Source organism: Mycolicibacterium pyrenivorans, assembly GCF_025821625.1.
GTDB classification, from domain to species: Bacteria; Actinomycetota; Actinomycetes; order Mycobacteriales; family Mycobacteriaceae; genus Mycobacterium; species Mycobacterium pyrenivorans.
Window position 1 is genome coordinate 1 of record NZ_JACKSH010000046.1, and the last position, 16,362, is coordinate 16,362.

The 16,362-nt window shown below is 68.1% G+C and carries 17 protein-coding genes, 1 tRNA gene and 1 pseudogene; 12 read left to right on the forward strand and 7 right to left on the reverse strand.

Annotation, left to right across the window (positions count from 1 at the left end; translation table 11 throughout):
• Positions 1-18: 18 nt before the first annotated feature.
• The 3 genes from H7I57_RS06375 to H7I57_RS06385 all read right to left on the reverse strand — a co-directional run bounded on the left by H7I57_RS06375 (position 19) and on the right by H7I57_RS06385 (position 1,902).
• Positions 19-1,053 (reverse strand): IS3 family transposase, encoded by a 1,035-nt coding sequence (locus H7I57_RS06375; RefSeq protein WP_264022529.1) that lies wholly within the window; start codon positions 1,051-1,053, stop codon positions 19-21.
• Positions 1,050-1,340 carry a transposase gene (locus tag H7I57_RS06380; RefSeq protein ID WP_264022530.1) on the reverse strand — a complete coding sequence of 97 codons (291 nt, stop codon included), beginning with the start codon at positions 1,338-1,340 and terminating at the stop codon, positions 1,050-1,052. Before H7I57_RS06380 ends, H7I57_RS06375 begins: the two co-directional genes overlap by 4 nt.
• A gap of 247 nt (positions 1,341-1,587) precedes the next feature.
• Positions 1,588-1,902: a hypothetical protein gene (locus H7I57_RS06385; protein WP_264022531.1), complete on the reverse strand. Its 315-nt coding sequence runs from the start codon at positions 1,900-1,902 to the stop codon at positions 1,588-1,590.
• A 279-nt stretch (positions 1,903-2,181) separates the two neighbouring features.
• On the opposite strand from H7I57_RS06385, the pseudogene H7I57_RS33435 reads away from it, so the two are divergent.
• Positions 2,182-3,789 (forward strand): annotated as a pseudogene (locus H7I57_RS33435) (recombinase family protein); the annotation flags it as partial.
• Here H7I57_RS33435 and H7I57_RS06400 read toward each other — a convergent pair.
• Positions 3,771-3,856, reverse strand: a tRNA-Leu gene (locus H7I57_RS06400). The pseudogene H7I57_RS33435 and the gene H7I57_RS06400 overlap by 19 nt on opposite strands.
• Before the next feature lie 93 nt (positions 3,857-3,949).
• Here H7I57_RS06400 and H7I57_RS06405 point away from each other — a divergent pair.
• Both H7I57_RS06405 and H7I57_RS06410 read left to right on the forward strand, forming a co-directional pair.
• Positions 3,950-5,296, forward strand: coding sequence for a M20/M25/M40 family metallo-hydrolase (locus tag H7I57_RS06405; protein WP_264022534.1), 1,347 nt, complete (start codon positions 3,950-3,952; stop codon positions 5,294-5,296).
• Positions 5,297-5,322: 26 nt separating this feature from the next.
• Entirely contained in the window at positions 5,323-5,859 is a 537-nt protein-coding gene (locus H7I57_RS06410; RefSeq protein WP_264022535.1) for a YbhB/YbcL family Raf kinase inhibitor-like protein, read from the forward strand.
• Between the two features lie 9 nt (positions 5,860-5,868).
• On the opposite strand, the gene H7I57_RS06415 is transcribed toward H7I57_RS06410, so the two are convergent.
• From H7I57_RS06415 to H7I57_RS06425, 3 genes are read right to left on the reverse strand one after another with little or no spacing between them, the layout of a single operon-like run.
• The gene (locus H7I57_RS06415; RefSeq protein WP_264022536.1) at positions 5,869-6,936 is read right to left on the reverse strand and encodes a quinone-dependent dihydroorotate dehydrogenase; all 1,068 of its coding nucleotides are present in this window, start codon (positions 6,934-6,936) and stop codon (positions 5,869-5,871) included.
• Positions 6,937-7,200, reverse strand: a complete 264-nt coding sequence (locus H7I57_RS06420; protein ID WP_264022537.1) for a DUF5703 family protein — start codon at positions 7,198-7,200, stop codon at positions 6,937-6,939.
• A complete protein-coding gene (locus H7I57_RS06425; RefSeq protein ID WP_372510132.1) occupies positions 7,197-8,240 on the reverse strand; it encodes a YncE family protein in 1,044 nt (347 codons plus the stop codon). The genes H7I57_RS06420 and H7I57_RS06425 overlap by 4 nt, the downstream gene beginning before the upstream one ends.
• Positions 8,241-8,360: 120 nt before the next feature.
• Between H7I57_RS06425 and H7I57_RS06430 the strand changes: the two genes are divergently transcribed.
• The 9 genes from H7I57_RS06430 (at position 8,361) to H7I57_RS06470 (ending at position 16,271) form a co-directional block, all read left to right on the forward strand.
• Positions 8,361-8,672 (forward strand): hypothetical protein, encoded by a 312-nt coding sequence (locus H7I57_RS06430; protein ID WP_264022539.1) that lies wholly within the window; start codon positions 8,361-8,363, stop codon positions 8,670-8,672.
• A 52-nt stretch (positions 8,673-8,724) separates the two neighbouring features.
• A complete protein-coding gene (locus H7I57_RS06435) occupies positions 8,725-9,555 on the forward strand; it encodes an undecaprenyl-diphosphate phosphatase (protein ID WP_264022608.1) in 831 nt (276 codons plus the stop codon).
• 28 nt (positions 9,556-9,583) lie between these two features.
• Positions 9,584-10,300, forward strand: a complete 717-nt coding sequence (locus tag H7I57_RS06440) for a histidine phosphatase family protein (protein WP_264022540.1) — start codon at positions 9,584-9,586, stop codon at positions 10,298-10,300.
• A 56-nt stretch (positions 10,301-10,356) separates the two neighbouring features.
• A complete protein-coding gene (locus H7I57_RS06445; protein WP_264022541.1) occupies positions 10,357-10,944 on the forward strand; it encodes an Rv2134c family protein in 588 nt (195 codons plus the stop codon).
• Positions 10,928-11,794, forward strand: a complete 867-nt coding sequence (locus H7I57_RS06450; RefSeq protein ID WP_264022542.1) for an Rv2133c family protein — start codon at positions 10,928-10,930, stop codon at positions 11,792-11,794. The genes H7I57_RS06445 and H7I57_RS06450 overlap by 17 nt, the downstream gene beginning before the upstream one ends.
• Before the next feature lie 17 nt (positions 11,795-11,811).
• The gene (locus tag H7I57_RS06455) at positions 11,812-12,582 is read left to right on the forward strand and encodes a 3'(2'),5'-bisphosphate nucleotidase CysQ (RefSeq protein ID WP_264022543.1); all 771 of its coding nucleotides are present in this window, start codon (positions 11,812-11,814) and stop codon (positions 12,580-12,582) included.
• A 92-nt stretch (positions 12,583-12,674) separates the two neighbouring features.
• A complete protein-coding gene (gene mshC / locus H7I57_RS06460) occupies positions 12,675-13,913 on the forward strand; it encodes a cysteine--1-D-myo-inosityl 2-amino-2-deoxy-alpha-D-glucopyranoside ligase (RefSeq protein WP_264022544.1) in 1,239 nt (412 codons plus the stop codon).
• Positions 13,914-13,950: 37 nt separating this feature from the next.
• The gene (locus H7I57_RS06465) at positions 13,951-14,829 is read left to right on the forward strand and encodes an SDR family oxidoreductase (protein WP_264022609.1); all 879 of its coding nucleotides are present in this window, start codon (positions 13,951-13,953) and stop codon (positions 14,827-14,829) included.
• Positions 14,826-16,271, forward strand: a complete 1,446-nt coding sequence (locus H7I57_RS06470) for a DUF1254 domain-containing protein (protein ID WP_264022545.1) — start codon at positions 14,826-14,828, stop codon at positions 16,269-16,271. Before H7I57_RS06465 ends, H7I57_RS06470 begins: the two co-directional genes overlap by 4 nt.
• The last annotated feature ends 91 nt before the right edge of the window (positions 16,272-16,362 follow it).

Genomic DNA, 16,362 nt, shown 5'->3' on the forward strand with positions numbered 1-16,362 from the left:
GAAATCGTGGAGGGTTTCCTATGCCGCTTCCGGCTTGGTCTTGGATTCCCTGATCTCGTAGTTGACGGGCGATAGCCCGTCTGCGGCACTGTGTCGTCGTTGGTGGTTGTAGAAGGTGTAACACCAGTCGATTACCACAGCCTGCGCCTGGATGGTATCATGGAAACGATTGCGGGACAACACTTCCCATTCCAGCGACGAGAAGAACGCCTCCGCGGCAGCATTATCGAAGCACGACCCGACCCGGCCCATCGACTGCCGAATGCCCAACTGCCGGCACAACTTGGTGAACGCGTTGGCGGTATAGGTGCTGCCGCGGTCGGTATGGAAAATGNCCCGCTCAGACTCCTCATCACGCCAGATCGCTTGGCGGCCACCACGGGCAGCCACCGCCATTTTGATGGCCGCACATGCCAACTCGGCGTCCGGGTGCAGGCCCATGGCCGCTCCCAGCNGCCGGCGGCTATAGAGGTCGATCACCGTCGCCAAGTACAGCTTCGGCCCGGAATCGGTGGGGATCTCGGTCATGTCACCCACCCATTTTTGGTCCAGCAGCCGGCGGCTATAGAGGTCGATCACCGTCGCCAAGTACAGCTTCGGCCCGGAATCGGTGGGGATCTCGGTCATGTCACCCACCCATTTTTGGTTCGGCTCGGCCGCGGTGAAGTCTCGTTTGACCAGGTCAGGAAACTTCGGCGCGGTCTTGTCCTGTCTGGTGAGCCCATTGCGGCGCTTGATGCGGCGCGCCACCAAACCCTGGCGGCGCATCGAGTCGGCCACCGTCTTCTCCGACACNTCCCACCCCAGATCGCGCAGGTCAGCGATCAGCCGCGGCGAACCATGCAGCCCCTTGGCCGCCTTGAACGCCGCGGCGACTGCGGTATCGAGCTGCGCGCGGCGCCGATCGGTGTCGGTATGCAACCCATCGGTGCTATCAGCACGGGTGATCCACTTGTAGAACCACGACACGCTGACACCCAACAGCATGCACGTAATCGTATGCGGCACCCGGTATANGGTCCTCTGGTCGGCGATGAAACGTGCCACGCTCACTTCGTCGCCTCCTTCACCCACAGGACCACTGATCGCTTGAGGACATCGCGCTCCATCCGCAACTCGGCGACCTCGCTGCGCAGGCGTTTGAGCTCCTCGAGATCGTCGCGGGTCAACTCCCCACGGCCCTCCCGGGCCTCGCGGTCCTGGGCAACCCAATTGCCCAGCGTGCCCTCGTGGATCCCCAGGTCCCGCGCGACCGCGGCGATCGACTTACCCGTCTCACGAACGATCCGAACAGCCCCCTCACGGAACTCCCGGTCGTACTTCTTCCGTTTCTCTGACATCGCTACTCCTTAACAGCCCCCTCACGGAACTCCCGGTCGTACTTCTTCCGTTTCTCTGACATCGCTACTCCTTATAGCTGATGCCTCCACGGTCTCGGGGGAATGCCAAATCGGAGTCGTGAACTACCGTAAGCATGGGCGTACCTTCCCGAACCAGCGCGCCAAACGCCGGCTCTTGAGCAGACCTACGTGAACTTTCAGATCATCCTCGGGAAGGTGCGCCCAACTCACGCCGCCTCGCCGAGGCTCATCCACAGGTTCTGATCATTGCTCCCCGCAGACCCGCAGCCTCGAGTACATAAAACCAGATACGCCAGTAGTCCGACGTCGACTCCACGGTGACCCGCTCCACCCTGGCGCCCACCAGTTCAGCAGCCAGCCCCGTGACCGCCGCCAACGTCGCCGGCACGTCCCATACCCGGCTCACCCGCCGGCCATCAGCGACCGGATGTGGCACCCGCAGGCACACCTTGCCCGTCGCCTTGGCGACATCGACTGCACATACCCTCTCGATCACCGACTCGTGATCTGCATCAGGTATCTCCTCACGACCTACACTCATTCCTACTGCCCTCCAACCATATTCATGCCAACACAACAGGCGGGCCGCCTTGGGGGCATCGGTCGGGAAACCGAAAGTCTGACCGGCGTGCTCGAAGCAACAGTGCGTGACCCTTCAAGGGCCGAGCCCCAACACCAGGCTTATAGACGGGATCGAACCCCAAGGGATAGTCGGCGTCGACAAGGCGACCCAAACCCCATTTTCACGCCTGCAAGGCGTCCCCGCAGGACAGCCGGCTTATAGCTGATGCCTCCACGGTCTCGGGGGAATGCCATCGCCGCTGACTACTTCGATGTGGGGCAGAGCCGTTCGCTGCCGTGGAAGCGCAGGCCAGAGGCGTCACGTCTGCTTGCTGATGTCGCTTCTCGGGACCGTAGCTTCGATGCTGTGGTGATCGGGGAACCCGCCCGTGCGTTCTACGGGCCGCAGTTCGCGCTCACCTTCCCTGTCCTCACGCACTACGGAGTCGGCCTGTGGGTACCCGAGGTCGGTGGAGCGGTCGACCCCGGCTTCGAGGCACACGACCTGGTGATGACTCTGTTCGGCGGCATGAGCAAGGGAGAACGCGCACGAATCCAGGTGCGCGTCCGTACGGCGATGTCAGCACTCGCGCAGGACACCGCCAGATATCTCGGTGGTCGACCACCCTACGGTTACCGGCTCGTCGATGCCGGCCCGCACCCAAACCCGGCCAAGGCCAATCTTGGGCAGCGGCTTCACCGCCTCGAACCTGACCTCGCGACATCTTCGGTCGTCGAGCGGATCTACCGCATGTACACCGACGGAGCGGGCCTGCGCTACATAGCGCAACAGCTCACCGACGATGGCGTGCCATCACCGAGCCAGTACGACCCGGCGCGGAATCGTCACCGTGACCCGCGAGGTTGGTCTCATTCCGCGATCCGGGCCATACTCGACAACCCGACTTACCGTGGCATCCGTGTGTGGGGCAAGCAGGAGAAGTACGAAGTTCTGGTCAACCCTGACGATGTCGCCGCCGGGTATGAGACACGCATGCGGTGGCGTGATGAGTCGGACTGGATCGCACCGGACCACCGCACAGATGAAGCGCTGATCCCTGACGGTTTGGCCGAGGCTGTTCGTCTCCGCGCGCAGGCGCGGCGTGGTCCCGGTCTCGTCTGCAGCAGAGAATCGACGATGCCGTACGCGCTGCGCGGGCTGCTGTTCTGCGCCGCGTGCGGACGGCGGATGCAGGGCGCCGCTCGCGTCGGGAAACGAACAACCCGCATCCTCTACCGTTGTGAACTAGGTAAGTCGCGTTCGTGCGGACGGCGGATGCAGGGCGCCGCTCGCGTCGGGAAACGAACAACCCGCATCCTCTACCGTTGTGAACTAGGTAAGTCGCGTTCGGTACCGACGGACCTGAGTGATCACCCGCGCACCGTCTATCTCCGTGAAGACGAGGTGACAGCGCGGCTTGACGAATGGATCGCCACTCTGGCTGATCCTTAAGACCTCGCACGGGGGCAGGACGTGGACCCGGCAGCCGGTAGTGGCTACGCCGCCTTACAGCGCCAGCTCAGCGAGGCGAATGCCAAGGTTGCTGCTTTGGTTACCGCCGTGGAGTCTGGTGTGGCCGTTGAGGATTTGACTGCTGCATTGCGTCGCCGCACCGCCGAGCGCGACGAGCTGAAGGCCCGTCTTGAGCAAGTGGAGCGACCACGTGTCATGTCTGCCGCACAGATCAACGAATTGGTCGAGGAATTGGGTGGGCTGTCAGCCGTGCTTGGTGCAGCGACCGGGGCGGAGCGCGCTGAGGTGTACGCGAGCCTGGGGCTGCGTCTTGATTACGATCCCCATCTGCGACGAGTCCAGGCGACGGCCGACTTGAGTCGTGTCGCCGGATGTGTCCGAGGGGGGACTTGAACCCCCACGCCCGTTAATAGGGCACTAGCACCTCAAGCTAGCGCGTCTGCCATTCCGCCACTCGGACCAGTTCGAAGGCAGCTTAGGTTATCGGATCAGCGGCCCCTGACCCAAACCACGGGGCGGGGGACCCGCGGAAAAGGATGGTAGGAAAGGGACTGTGAGTGGTCTTGCAGATGGTCATCGGTCCCCCAGCGACGAGGTCGTCGACCTGGTGAGTGCGCTCATCCGGTTCGACACGTCCAACACCGGTGACCCCGCCACCACCAAGGGGGAGGCCGAATGCGCGCGCTGGGTGGCCGAGCAGTTGGAGGAAGTCGGCCTGCAGACCGAGTACATCGAGGCCGGCGCACCGGGCCGCGGAAACGTGTTCGCCCGGCTCAAAGGTGCCGACCCGGCGCGCGGGGCCCTGATGTTGCACGGCCACCTCGACGTGGTCCCCGCCGAGGCGTCCGACTGGAGCGTGCACCCGTTCTCCGGGGCGGTCGAGAACGGCTACGTGTGGGGCCGCGGCGCGGTCGACATGAAGGACATGGTCGGGATGATCCTCGCGGTCGCCCGGCACTTCCAACGGTCGGGCATCGTGCCGCCCCGCGACCTGGTGTTCGCGTTCGTCTCCGACGAGGAGGCCGGCGGTAACTACGGCTGCAAATGGCTCGTGGAGAACCGGCCGGACCTGTTCGACGGGGTCACCGAGGCGGTCGGTGAGGTCGGCGGGTTCTCGCTGACGGTGCCGCGCCGCGAGGGCGGCGAGCGCCGCCTCTACCTGATCGAGACCGCCGAGAAAGCGATGATGTGGATGCGGCTGACGGCACGCGGCCGTGCCGGTCACGGGTCGATGGTGCACGACGACAACGCCGTCACCGCGGTCGCCGAAGCGGTCGCCCGACTGGGCAGGCATCGGTTCCCGATCGTGCTGACCGAATCGGTGGAGCAGTTCCTGGCGGCGGTGAGCGAGGAGACGGGATACACCTTCGACCCCGCCTCGCCCGACATCGACGGTGCGGTCGCCAAGCTCGGATCGATCGCCAAGATCGTCGGCGCCACCCTGCGCGACACCGCGAACCCGACGATGCTCAAGGCCGGGTACAAGGCCAACGTGATCCCGGGGACCGCCGAGGCGGTCGTCGATTGCCGGGTGTTGCCGGGCCGGATGGCCGAGTTCGAACGCGAGGTCGACGAGATCATCGGACCCGACGTCACCCGCGAGTGGATCACCGAACTGCCGTCGTATGAGACCCCCTTCGACGGTGAACTGCTGGAGGCGATGAACGCGGCGATCCTGGCCGCCGACCCCGAAGCGCGCACCGTTCCCTACATGCTCTCCGGCGGCACCGACGCAAAACACTTCGCCCGCTTGGGAATTCGCTGCTTCGGGTTCGCGCCCCTGAGGTTGCCGCCGGAACTCGATTTCGCCGCGTTGTTCCACGGCGTCGACGAGCGGGTACCCGTCGATGCGTTGACCTTCGGCACGCAGGTCCTGGAACACTTTCTGTTGCACAGTTGACCAACCGATCGAAAGGACTGCCCTTCATGGCGTTTGACTACAACCCCTACGACTTTCTCCCTGAGCTGCCGACGTTCACGCTGACGTCGGAATCGTTCACCGACGGGCAGCCATGGCCCAACGACCAGGTCAGCGGCATCATGGGAGCGGGTGGCTCGGACGTGTCTCCCCAGCTGAGCTGGTCGGGCTTCCCCGAGGAAACCCGCAGCTTCGCAGTCACCGTCTACGACCCCGATGCGCCGACGGCGTCCGGGTTCTGGCACTGGGCGGTGTTCAACCTGCCTGCGACGGTCACCGACCTGCCCGCGGGAGTCGGCGACGGTAGCAGCCAGGGCTTCCCCGGTGACGCGGTCACTTTGGCCAACGACGCCGGCCTGAAGCGGTTCATCGGCGCGGCGCCGCCCCCGGGACACGGGCCGCACCGGTACATCGTCGCCGTGCACGCGGTCGATGTCGAGAAGCTCGATGTGCCCGCCGAGGCCACCCCGGCGTACCTGGGGTTCAACCTGTTCAGCCACGCCATCGCCCGCGCTCTCATCCACGGGACCTACGAGCAGAACTGAGCTCGACCGTCAGCCTGCGCCCGAACCCACGGCGTCGGCGAGGTGGGCGAAACCGTTCTCGTGCAGGCGGCGCGCGATCCCGTCGTGGACCGTCTTGACCCACAGCCCGCCGCCGTACACGAACCCGGTGTAGCCCTGCAGCAGCGAGGCGCCCGAGACGATGCGCTCCCAGGCGTCGTCGGCGGTTTCGATGCCGCCGACGCTGATCAGCACCAGTCGGTCGCCCACCCGCCGGTACAGCCGGCGCAGCACCTCGGCGGAGCGCCGCGCCACCGGCGGCCCGGAGATGCCGCCGGGGCCCAGCTCCTCGACCCCCGGTGTCTTCAGCCCGTCGCGGGACACGGTCGTGTTGGTGGCGACGATCCCGGCGACGCCGAGTTCGACCGCCAGATCCGCGATGGCGTCGATGTCGCCGTCGGCGAGGTCGGGGGCGATCTTGACCAGCACCGGTGTCGACGTCTCCGCCAGCACCGCGCTCAGGATGGGGCGCAGCGACTCCACCGACTGCAGGTCACGAAGACCCGGGGTGTTCGGTGAGCTCACGTTCACCACCAGGTATGCCGCCAGCGGGCCGAGAAGCCGGGCACTCTCTGCGTAATCGTCGGGGGCCTGCTCGGGTGGGGTGACCTTGGTCTTGCCGATGTTCACCCCGATCGGGACGTCGGGGATGTGGCGGGTGAGCCGCATCGCCAGCGCCGCCGCACCGTGGTTGTTGAATCCCATCCGGTTCAACAGCGCCCGGTCGGCCGGCAGCCGGAACATCCTCGGCGGTGGGTTGCCCGGCTGCGGTTGCGCGGTGACCGTGCCCACCTCGGCGTAGCCGAAACCGAGCGCACCCCAGGTGTGCACGCCGAGGCCGTCCTTGTCGAAACCGGCCGCGAGCCCCATCGGCCCCGGAAACCGCACGCCGAACACGATGCTGGCGAGTGCCGGATCCTGAGGAGCGAGCCGGCGCATCAGGCGGCGACGCAGCGCGGACGGCGTGGTGGCGGTGCGCAGGCCGGCGAAGACCCAGGTGTGGATCCGCTCGGGCGGCACCAGGAACAGCGCCCGCCGCAGGGCTCGGTAGGCGGCCATCTACAGGGCCGGCTGGTCCGGAGCGTGCGGTCGGTCGGCGCGCTTCTTGCGGCGCAGGAGTACCCGCCTGCTTCCGTCGGTGTACAGCCGAACGCGGGTGAGCTCCCAGCCGCGGTACTCGGCCTCGATCGACAACCGGACGGAGGCGCTGACCCGGGTGACGTCGGGCGGCAGCCGAAGCGGGATCCATTCGTACTCGCCCGAGCCCTCGGAGATGGCCTGGTCCCACGCCGCAGGCATCCGGCCGCGGGAACCGGCGCTCATCTGCCCGCCCCGGCGGCGGGAATCACCTGCACGCCCGCGCCCACGCCGGACACCACGTACAAAGTGTCCGACGCATCGTCGAACGCCAGCGAGTTCGGTTGCCGCACGGTTCGATATCGCACCTTCTCGACAGGGGTCCCGGTCGCCAGATCGTAACCAACGACGGTGTTCGTCGCCGTCTGTGCGACCCATGCCAGCCCCGTGTCGCCGGCGGAGACGGCCAGACCGTACGGCGAGTCGGGCACCGGGAACCGTTGCCGGAGCATGAGCGGGTCGACGCCGTACACCAGCAGTTCCCCGCCGCGGGTATCGGCGACCAGCACCCGCCCCGCCGTGTCGGCGGCCATCGTGGTGGCGCCGCGGCCGGCCCTCAGCGCCTGTTCCGATTTCGTGCCCTCGGGGTTCAGGCTGGTGACCGAGGTCTGCCCCCTGTCCAACACGACCGCGGTATTGCCTTGCGTCACAATGCCGTCCACCCGGGCGAAGATCTCGAGCCGGGCACCGACGGTGGTGTCCGACGCCAGCGTGTAGACGGTTCCGTCGGCGCTGCCCAGAACCAGGTTGCCGTCGGCGCGGCGGGCGACGGCGGTGAAGTCGGATCCGTCCTGGCCTTCCACGCCGACCTTCGTCGCCTCGCCGGTCGCGATGTCGAACCGGAAGTAGCCGCCCTTCGTCGACAGGAACACCCGGCCTTCGCCGTCGCCGGCCATCGCCGTCGCGGTGCCGGCGAGCTCCACCGGCGTGGCCGAACCGGTGGCGGGGACGACCGTGACGACCGAGCGGTCATCGGTGCCGGCAGCCAGCACCACCAGCGACCCAGTGTCGGCATCGAACAGGGCGGCCTGCGCATCCCCGGCCAGCGGGCGCACCTCGCCCGAGGGGGTGGCGGCCGCCGGCGGGGATTCCGCGGCTCGGGCGGGATCGATGGTCGGCGGGGGCGCGTCCACGGCGTTCGAGGAGCAGCCCACGGTCAGCAGAATTGCCGACACTGCGACACCGAGACGAACCAGCAGTACTGGTGGGTTAATGCGACGCGGCAATGGGTAGCTCTCGATTGTGCGGATGGATCTTGATCAAACAGCCAGTGTAGGCACCCGTCCCGCGCCGGTTCGGCCGCTCCCGGTGCGCAGGCCGACGGCCCCGACGGTATGGTATGGACCATGACCCTCTCGACGGACAGGGAAATGATCGATCGAGACTTCGCTGTGGAGGACCTCACCACAGGGGTGCACGCCAGCGGGTTCGGGCAAGTCGGTGACGGACGTAGTTTCTCGTTCCACGTCGAACGCCAGGCGCTGGTCGTGGAGATCTACCGACCGCGGCTGCGCGGTCCGGTCCCGCAGTCCGAGGACGTCGTCGCGGTCGCCACCCGCAAGCTGACCGACATCGACCTGTCCGACGAACGCAGCGTGTCTGCGGCCGTACGGGACGCCGTCGCCGAGGCCCAGCCGGTGCCTCGCAGCGGCCGCTGACAACCGCTGACCCCGCCACGGTACGGTCGTCGTCGTGACGGACGGGCCCGCGATGTCGTGGTTGCAGGTCGTCGTTCTGTCGGTGCTGCAGGGTCTCACCGAATTCCTGCCGGTGTCCTCGTCGGGGCACCTGGCGATCGCCTCCCGGGTGTTCTTCGACGACGACGCGGGCGCGTCGTTCACCGCGGTCAGCCAGCTCGGTACCGAGGCTGCCGTCCTCGTCTACTTCGCGCGCGACATCGTCCGGATCGTCAAGGCGTGGTTCGGCGGCCTCTTCGAGGCCGCGCGCCGCAACGCCGACTACTGGCTCGGCTGGTGGGTGATCATCGGTTCGATCCCGATCGGCGTGGTCGGCCTGCTCTTCAAGGACGAGATCCGAACGGGCGCACGCAATCTCTGGCTGGTCGCGACCGCCCTGATCGTCTTCTCGCTGGTCATCGCCGCCGCCGAGTACTACGGCAAGCAGACCCGCCGCGTCGAACAGCTCACCTGGCGCGATGCCGTCACCGTCGGCCTCGCGCAGTGCCTCGCGCTGGTGCCGGGGGTGTCACGCTCGGGTGCGACGATCAGCGCCGGGCTGTTCCTCGGCCTCGAACGTGAGCTCGCGGCCCGCTTCGGATTCCTGCTGGCGATCCCGGCGGTGTTCGCCTCCGGGCTGTTCTCGCTGCCGGACGCGTTCGACCCGGTCGGTGAGGGCATGAGCGCCAGCGGCGCCCAGCTGCTGGTCTCCACCGTGATCGCCTTCGTCGTCGGGTTCGCCGCGGTGTCGTGGTTCCTGCGATTCCTCGCCCGGCACAGCATGTACTGGTTCGTCGGATACCGGATCGCGCTTGGCGTCGTGGTGCTGATCCTGCTCGGCACCGGGGTGGTGGCGGCGACATGACTGACGAGCGCTCGCGCGAGGAAACGATATGACCGTCCTGCTGCTGCGCCACGGCCGTTCGACGTCGAACACGGCCCACACCCTGGCGGGCCGATCCGAGGGTGTCGACCTCGACGATCGGGGACGCGAGCAGGCCGAGGCGCTCGTCGACCGGATCGGGTCGCTGCCGATCCGCGCGATCGTCCGGTCCCCGCTGCTGCGCTGCGAGCGAACGGTCGAACCGCTGGCCGCGGCACTGGGGTTGGAGCCGGTCGTCGACGAACGCATCTCCGAGGTCGACTACGGCACCTGGACCGGCCGCAAGATCGGCGAGCTGGTCAAGGAGCCGTTGTGGGCGGTGGTCCAGCAGCAGCCCAGCGCCGCGGTGTTCCCGGAGGGGGAGGGTCTCGCCGGTGTCCAGGCGCGGGCGGTGGCCGCCGTGCGCGAGCACGACCGGGTCCTGGCCGACCGGCACGACGGCGACGTGCTGTGGATCGCCTGCACCCACGGCGACGTGATCAAGGCGGTGCTCGCCGACGCGCTCGGCACCCACCTGGACAGCTTCCAGCGCATCAACGCCGACCCGGCGTCGGTGAGCGTGATCCGGTATACGGCCGTCCGACCCTTTGTTATTCACGTCAACCACACCGGCTCCGCGCTGAACTCCGCGTTGTCCGCCACACCGACCGAGACGACGTCCCAGGATGGCTCCCAAGGCAGCCAAGTGCCCACCGGCGAGGCCGTGGTGGGGGGGTCGACCGAGTGACGGCCTTCTCGCGCAATTACGGCTGACCGGGCATTGCCGGTATTTTGGAATCTGCCATGGCCCGCGAAATCCACGTCTTCCGAACACCCGACCGCTTCGTGGCCGGGACGGTCGGCCAACCGGGAAATCGCACCTTCTATCTGCAGGCCGTCCACGACAACCGGGTGATCTCGGTGATCCTGGAGAAACAGCAGGTGGCGGTCCTCGCCGAACGGATCGCCGCGCTGCTGCTCGAGATCAACCGCCGTTTCGGCACGCCGATCCCCCCCGACACCGGCGAGGTCGAGGACCTGAGCCCGTTGATCACCCCGGTGGACGCCGAATTCCGCGTCGGCACCATGGGGCTGGGCTGGGATTCCGAGGCCCAGACCGTGGTGGTCGAACTCCTGGCGGTGTCCGACGCCGAGTTCGATGCGTCGGTGGTGCTCGACGATGCCGAGGAGGGCCCCGACGCGGTGCGGGTGTTCCTCACACCCGAGTCGGCCCGAGAGTTCGCGACGCGGTCCAACCGGGTCATCTCGGCGGGGCGGCCTCCGTGCCCGCTGTGCGATGAGCCGCTGGACCCCGAGGGCCACATCTGCGTCCGCACCAACGGCTACCGGCGGGGAGCGCTGGGTGGGTCCGACGATGTCGACGACACCTGAGTTCGACGGTCCCGACGACGGTGCCGATGCCCAGGAGGTGCTGCGCCGCGGTGAGCTGACCGTGATCGGACGGATCCGCTCGGCGAGCAACGCGACCTTCCTGTGCGAGGCGGTTCTGGAGGAGCGCACCCAGCACTGCGTGTACAAGCCGATCCGTGGCGAGGCGCCGCTGTGGGACTTCCCCGACGGCACGCTGGCCGGCCGGGAGCTCGGGTCCTACCTCGTTTCGGCCGCGCTGGGCTGGAACATCGTGCCCTACACCATCATTCGCGACGGGCCCGCCGGTCCCGGGATGCTGCAGCGCTGGGTGGACCAGCCCACCGACACCCCTGCCGACCCCGATGACCCCGAGGCCGACGACACCGCCGACGCGGGCCCGGACCTGATCGACCTGCTGCCGTCGGGCAGGATCCCGGCCGGCTTCCTGCCCGTGCTGGAGGCCTACGACTACGCCGGTGCCGAGGTCACCCTGGTGCACGCCGACGACGACCGGCTACGCCGGGTCGCGGTGTTCGACGTGCTGGTCAACAACGCCGACCGCAAGGGCGGGCATGTCCTGTCCGGGGTGGACGGGCAGGTCTACGGCGTCGACCACGGCGTCACACTGCACGTCGAGGACAAGCTGCGCACCGTGCTGTGGGGCTGGGCGGGCAAGCCCGTCGACGATGACACCCTCGGGGCCGTCACCCGGCTGAGCGACGCCCTCGGCGACGCGCTCGGCGCCGAGCTGTGCTGCCATATCACCCCCAGGGAAGTCGCCGCGCTACGTGCCAGAGTCGTTGCCCTGCTGAGAAACCCGGTGATGCCGACGCCCGACCGACGGCGGCCGATACCGTGGCCCGCCTTCTGACGTGGTGTACTTGCGCGGTGACCCTCACCGATGCCGCGCTGGCCGCCGAGGTGGCCGCCGAGGCCGGCGAGCTGCTGCTGGCGATGCGCGAGCAGATCGGGCACGGGGACTTCTATGACCCCTACGATCTCGGTGACGCAGGCGACAAACGGGCCAACACGCTGATTCTCGACCGCCTGCACCGGCACCGCCCGCATGATTCGGTGATGTCGGAGGAGGCCGTCGACGACGTGTCGCGCGTGGACGCCGACCGGGTGTGGATCGTCGATCCCGTCGACGGCACCCACGAGTACTCGATGCCCGGCCGTGCCGACTGGGCGGTGCACATCGCGTTGTGGCAGCGTTCTCCGGGGTCGACGGGCGGCGCCATCACCGACGCCGCGGTCGCGCTGCCTGCGCGCGGCGAGGTGTACCGCACCGACGCCGTCACCGCCCCGCCGCCGCGCACCGACGGTCCGATCCGCATCACCGCCAGCTCCAACCGGCCGCCCGCGGTGTTGTGGCGGCTGCGTGAGCGACTCGACATCCAGCTGGTCCGGATCGGCTCGGCGGGCGCCAAGGCGATGGCGGTGGTTCGCGGTGACGTCGACGCCTACGTGCACGCCGGCGGTCAATGGGAGTGGGACTCAGCCGCGCCCGCCGGGGTGTTGTGGGCGGCGGGCATGCACGCGTCGCGGCTCGACGGCTCCCCGCTGATCTACAACCGTCGCGATCCCTACCTCCCGGACCTGCTGATGTGCCGTCCCGAGGTGGCCGAGGCGCTCCTCGACGTGATCCTGGCTGTCTAGCGGGACCCAGGAGTTCAGGGTGTGCCGGGAGCGACCGGGGAATGAAACGGCCGTCGGCGTTGTCGGACACGGCGATGTCTAGAGTCGAGGCTATGCAATCCTGGTCGGCGCCGCGCGTGCCGGTGCTGCCTGGGCGAGGACCGCAGCTGCGGCTCTACGACAGCGCCGACCGGCAGGTGCGCCCCGTCACCCCGGGTGACACCGCCACCATGTACGTCTGCGGTATCACCCCGTACGACGCCACCCACCTGGGTCACGCGGCCACGTATCTGACCTTCGATCTGGTGCACCGCCTCTGGCTGGACGCCGGCCACGGGGTGCACTACGTGCAGAACATCACCGACGTCGACGATCCGCTGTTCGAGCGCGCGCAGCGCGACGGCATCGGCTGGCGTGAGCTCGCCGACCGGGAGACCGACCTGTTCCGCGAGGACATGGCGGCGATGAGAGTGCTGCCGCCGCACGACTACGTCGCCGCCACCGAAGCCATCGCCGAGGTCATCGAGGTCGTCGAGAAGCTGCTGGCCTCCGGAGCCGCCTACGTCGTCGACGACCCGCAATATCCCGACGTGTACTTCCACGCCGGTGCCACCGCGCAGTTCGGATACGAGTCGGGCTACGACCGCGACACGATGCTGACACTGTTCTCCGAGCGCGGCGGAGACCCCGAGCGGACCGGTAAGAGCGACCCGCTCGACGCGCTGCTGTGGCAGGCGGAACGTCCCGGCGAACCCAGCTGGGCGTCGCCGTTCGGGCCGGGCAGACCGGGCTGGCACGTGGAGTGCGCCGCGATCGCGCTGAGCCGCATCGGCACCGACCTGGACATCCAGGGCGGCGGCAGCGACCTGATCTTCCCGCACCACGAGTTCTCGGCGGCACACGCCGAATCCGTCACCGGCGAGCGGCGTTTCGCGCGGCACTACGTGCACGCCGGAATGATCGGCTGGGACGGGCACAAGATGTCCAAGAGCCGCGGCAACCTGGTGCTGGTGTCGGGACTGCGGCGCGAGGGCGTTGACCCCGCGGCCGTGAGGCTCGGGCTGTTCGCCGGGCACTATCGCGAGGACCGGTTCTGGAGCCTCGCGGTGCTCGACGAGGCGCAGGCGCGGTTGCACCGGTGGCGCAGTGCGACGGCGCTTCCCGCCGCACCTGATGCCGCCGACGTCGTCGCCCGGGTGCGGCGCTACCTCGCCGACGATCTGGACACCCCGAAAGCGCTTGCTGCTCTTGATGGTTGGGCGACCGATGCACTGACCTACGGTGGGCATGACAGCGCGGCGGGGCCGGCGGTGGCCACCGCGGTCGACGCGCTGCTGGGCATTGCGCTGTAATCCACCGGCGGTGGAGTAGGTTTCGGCTGTGGGTTCAGTGGGTTCGGTCGCCGGAAAGACAGTGTTCATCACCGGAGGCGCCCGCGGCGTCGGTGCGGAGGTGGCACGTCGCCTGCACGCCAAGGGGGCCCGGCTGGTCCTCACCGATCTCGACGCCGCCCCGCTGGCAGACCTCAGCGGCGCGCTTGGCGGTGACCGGGTGCTCACCATCACCGCTGATGTGCGGGACCTGGACGCCATGGAGGCCGCCGCGGCGGCTGCCGTCGAGAGGTTCGGCGGCATCGACGTCGTCATGGCCAACGCCGGCATCGCCACCTACGGTTCGGTCCTGCAGGTCGATCCGCAGGCCTTCCGGACGTTGATGGACGTCAACGTGATGGGCGTGTTCCACACCGTGAGGGCGACGCTGCCGTCGGTGATCGAGCGCCGCGGGTACGTGCTGGTCGTCTCGTCACTGGCCGCCTATGCCGCGGCGCCGGGTCTGGCGCCGTACAACGCGGCGAAGGCGGCGGTCGAGCATTTCGCCAACGCGCTTCGCCTGGAGGTGGCCCACCGCGGCGTCGACGTCGGCTCCGCGCACATGTCCTGGATCGACACCCCGCTGGTCCGCGACACCAAGTCCGACCTGCCGACCTTCACGGAGATGTTGAGCAAGCTGCCGTTCCCGCTGAACAGGACGACGTCCGTCGAGGCCTGCGGCGAGGCCTTCGTCACCGGCATCGAGCGACGCAGGCGGCAGGTCAACTGCCCCGGCTGGGTCGGCGCGCTGCGATGGCTCAAACCGCTGCTGTCGACGCCCGTCGGCGAGCGGGAGGTGGTCAAGTTCGTCCCCGACCTGCTGCCGCGGATGGACGCCCAGGTCGCCGCACTCGGCAGGTCGATGAGCTCGCGGGCCGCAGAGCTGGAACAGCGGTGATCCGCCGCCTCGCCGTCGCCCTGGCGGCGCTTTCGTTGCTCGCGGGCTGCGCCGCCGACACCACGAACGGCACGCAGACGACCTCGTCGGCCCCGCCCCCGACGGAGTCGTCGGCCGTCACCCCGGAACAGGCCCGCGCCATCGCCAAAGAGGCCTACATCTACGGGTTCCCGATGGTCGACAACTACCGGGTCCAGTACGCCTACTTCGTCGACAAGCAGGACCCGGAATACAAGGGCGGGTGGAACGAGATCCACAACACCGCCGGGGTCTACACCCCCGACGACACGGCCATCCAGACCCCCAACTCGGACACCCCGTACTCGGCTGTCGGCGCCGACCTGCGCACCGAGCCGCTCGTGCTCACCGTCCCTCCCATCCAGCAGGACCGGTACTACTCGCTGCAGTTCGTTGACGGCTACACCTACAACTTCGCCTACGTCGGTAGCCGCACCACCGGCAACGGGGGCGGCAAGTACCTGCTCGCCGGGCCGAACTGGCAGGGGGAGAAGCCCGAGGGCGTCGACGAGGTGATCCGCTCGGACACCGACCTCGCGTTCGTGCTGTACCGCACCCAGCTCATCGGTCCTTCCGACATCGAGGAAGTGAAGAAGATCCAGGCGGGTTACCAGGTCACACCGCTGTCGGTGTACCTCAACCAGCCGCCCCCCGAAGCCGCGCCGGCCATCGACTTCGTGCCGCCGCTGACACCGGAACAGCAGCGGACCTCGCCGCAGTTCTTCGAGATCCTCGACTTCGTGCTGCGCCACGCCCCGACGCTGCCCGCCGAGCAGGAGATGCGAGAGCGATTCGCCGAGATCGGCATCGGACCCGACGGGAACTTCGACGCCGACACGCTGACCCCCGAGATGCGGGCCGCGATCGAAGCAGGCATGGCCGACGCCTGGGCGGAGTTCGACACATTCAAGAAAGCCGAGATCGACACCGGCAGGGTGACCTCCGCGCAACTGTTCGGCACCAGCGACGACCTCAAGGGCAACTACCTGTACCGGATGGCCGGTGCGGCCCTCGGCATCTACGGCAACACCGCCGCCGAGGCCATCTATCCGAGCTTCGCCAACGACGCCGACGGCGCCACACTGACCGGCGCGAACGACTACACCTTCCGGTTCCCGTCCGGCCAACTACCGCCCGTCAACGCGTTCTGGTCGCTGACCGCCTACGAGCTACCCGCCAGCCGACTGGTCGCCAACCCGATCAACCGTTATCTCATCAACTCGCCGATGCTGCCCAGCCTGGTGCCCGACCCCGACGGCAGCTACACCTTCTACATCCAGAACAGCTCACCGGGCATCGACAAGGAAGCCAACTGGCTGCCGGCGCCCGAGGGGCCGTTCATGCTGGTGCTGCGGCTGTACTGGCCCAAGCCGGACGCGCTGAACGGCACCTGGAAGTCGCCGCTGCCGGTCAGGGCAGGCTGACCGCGCCCGGGCGCTACCGCCCTCGGTGTCTTCTGTCGGGCGCTACCGCCCTCGGTGTCTTCTGTCGGGCGCTACCGCCCTCGGTGTCTTC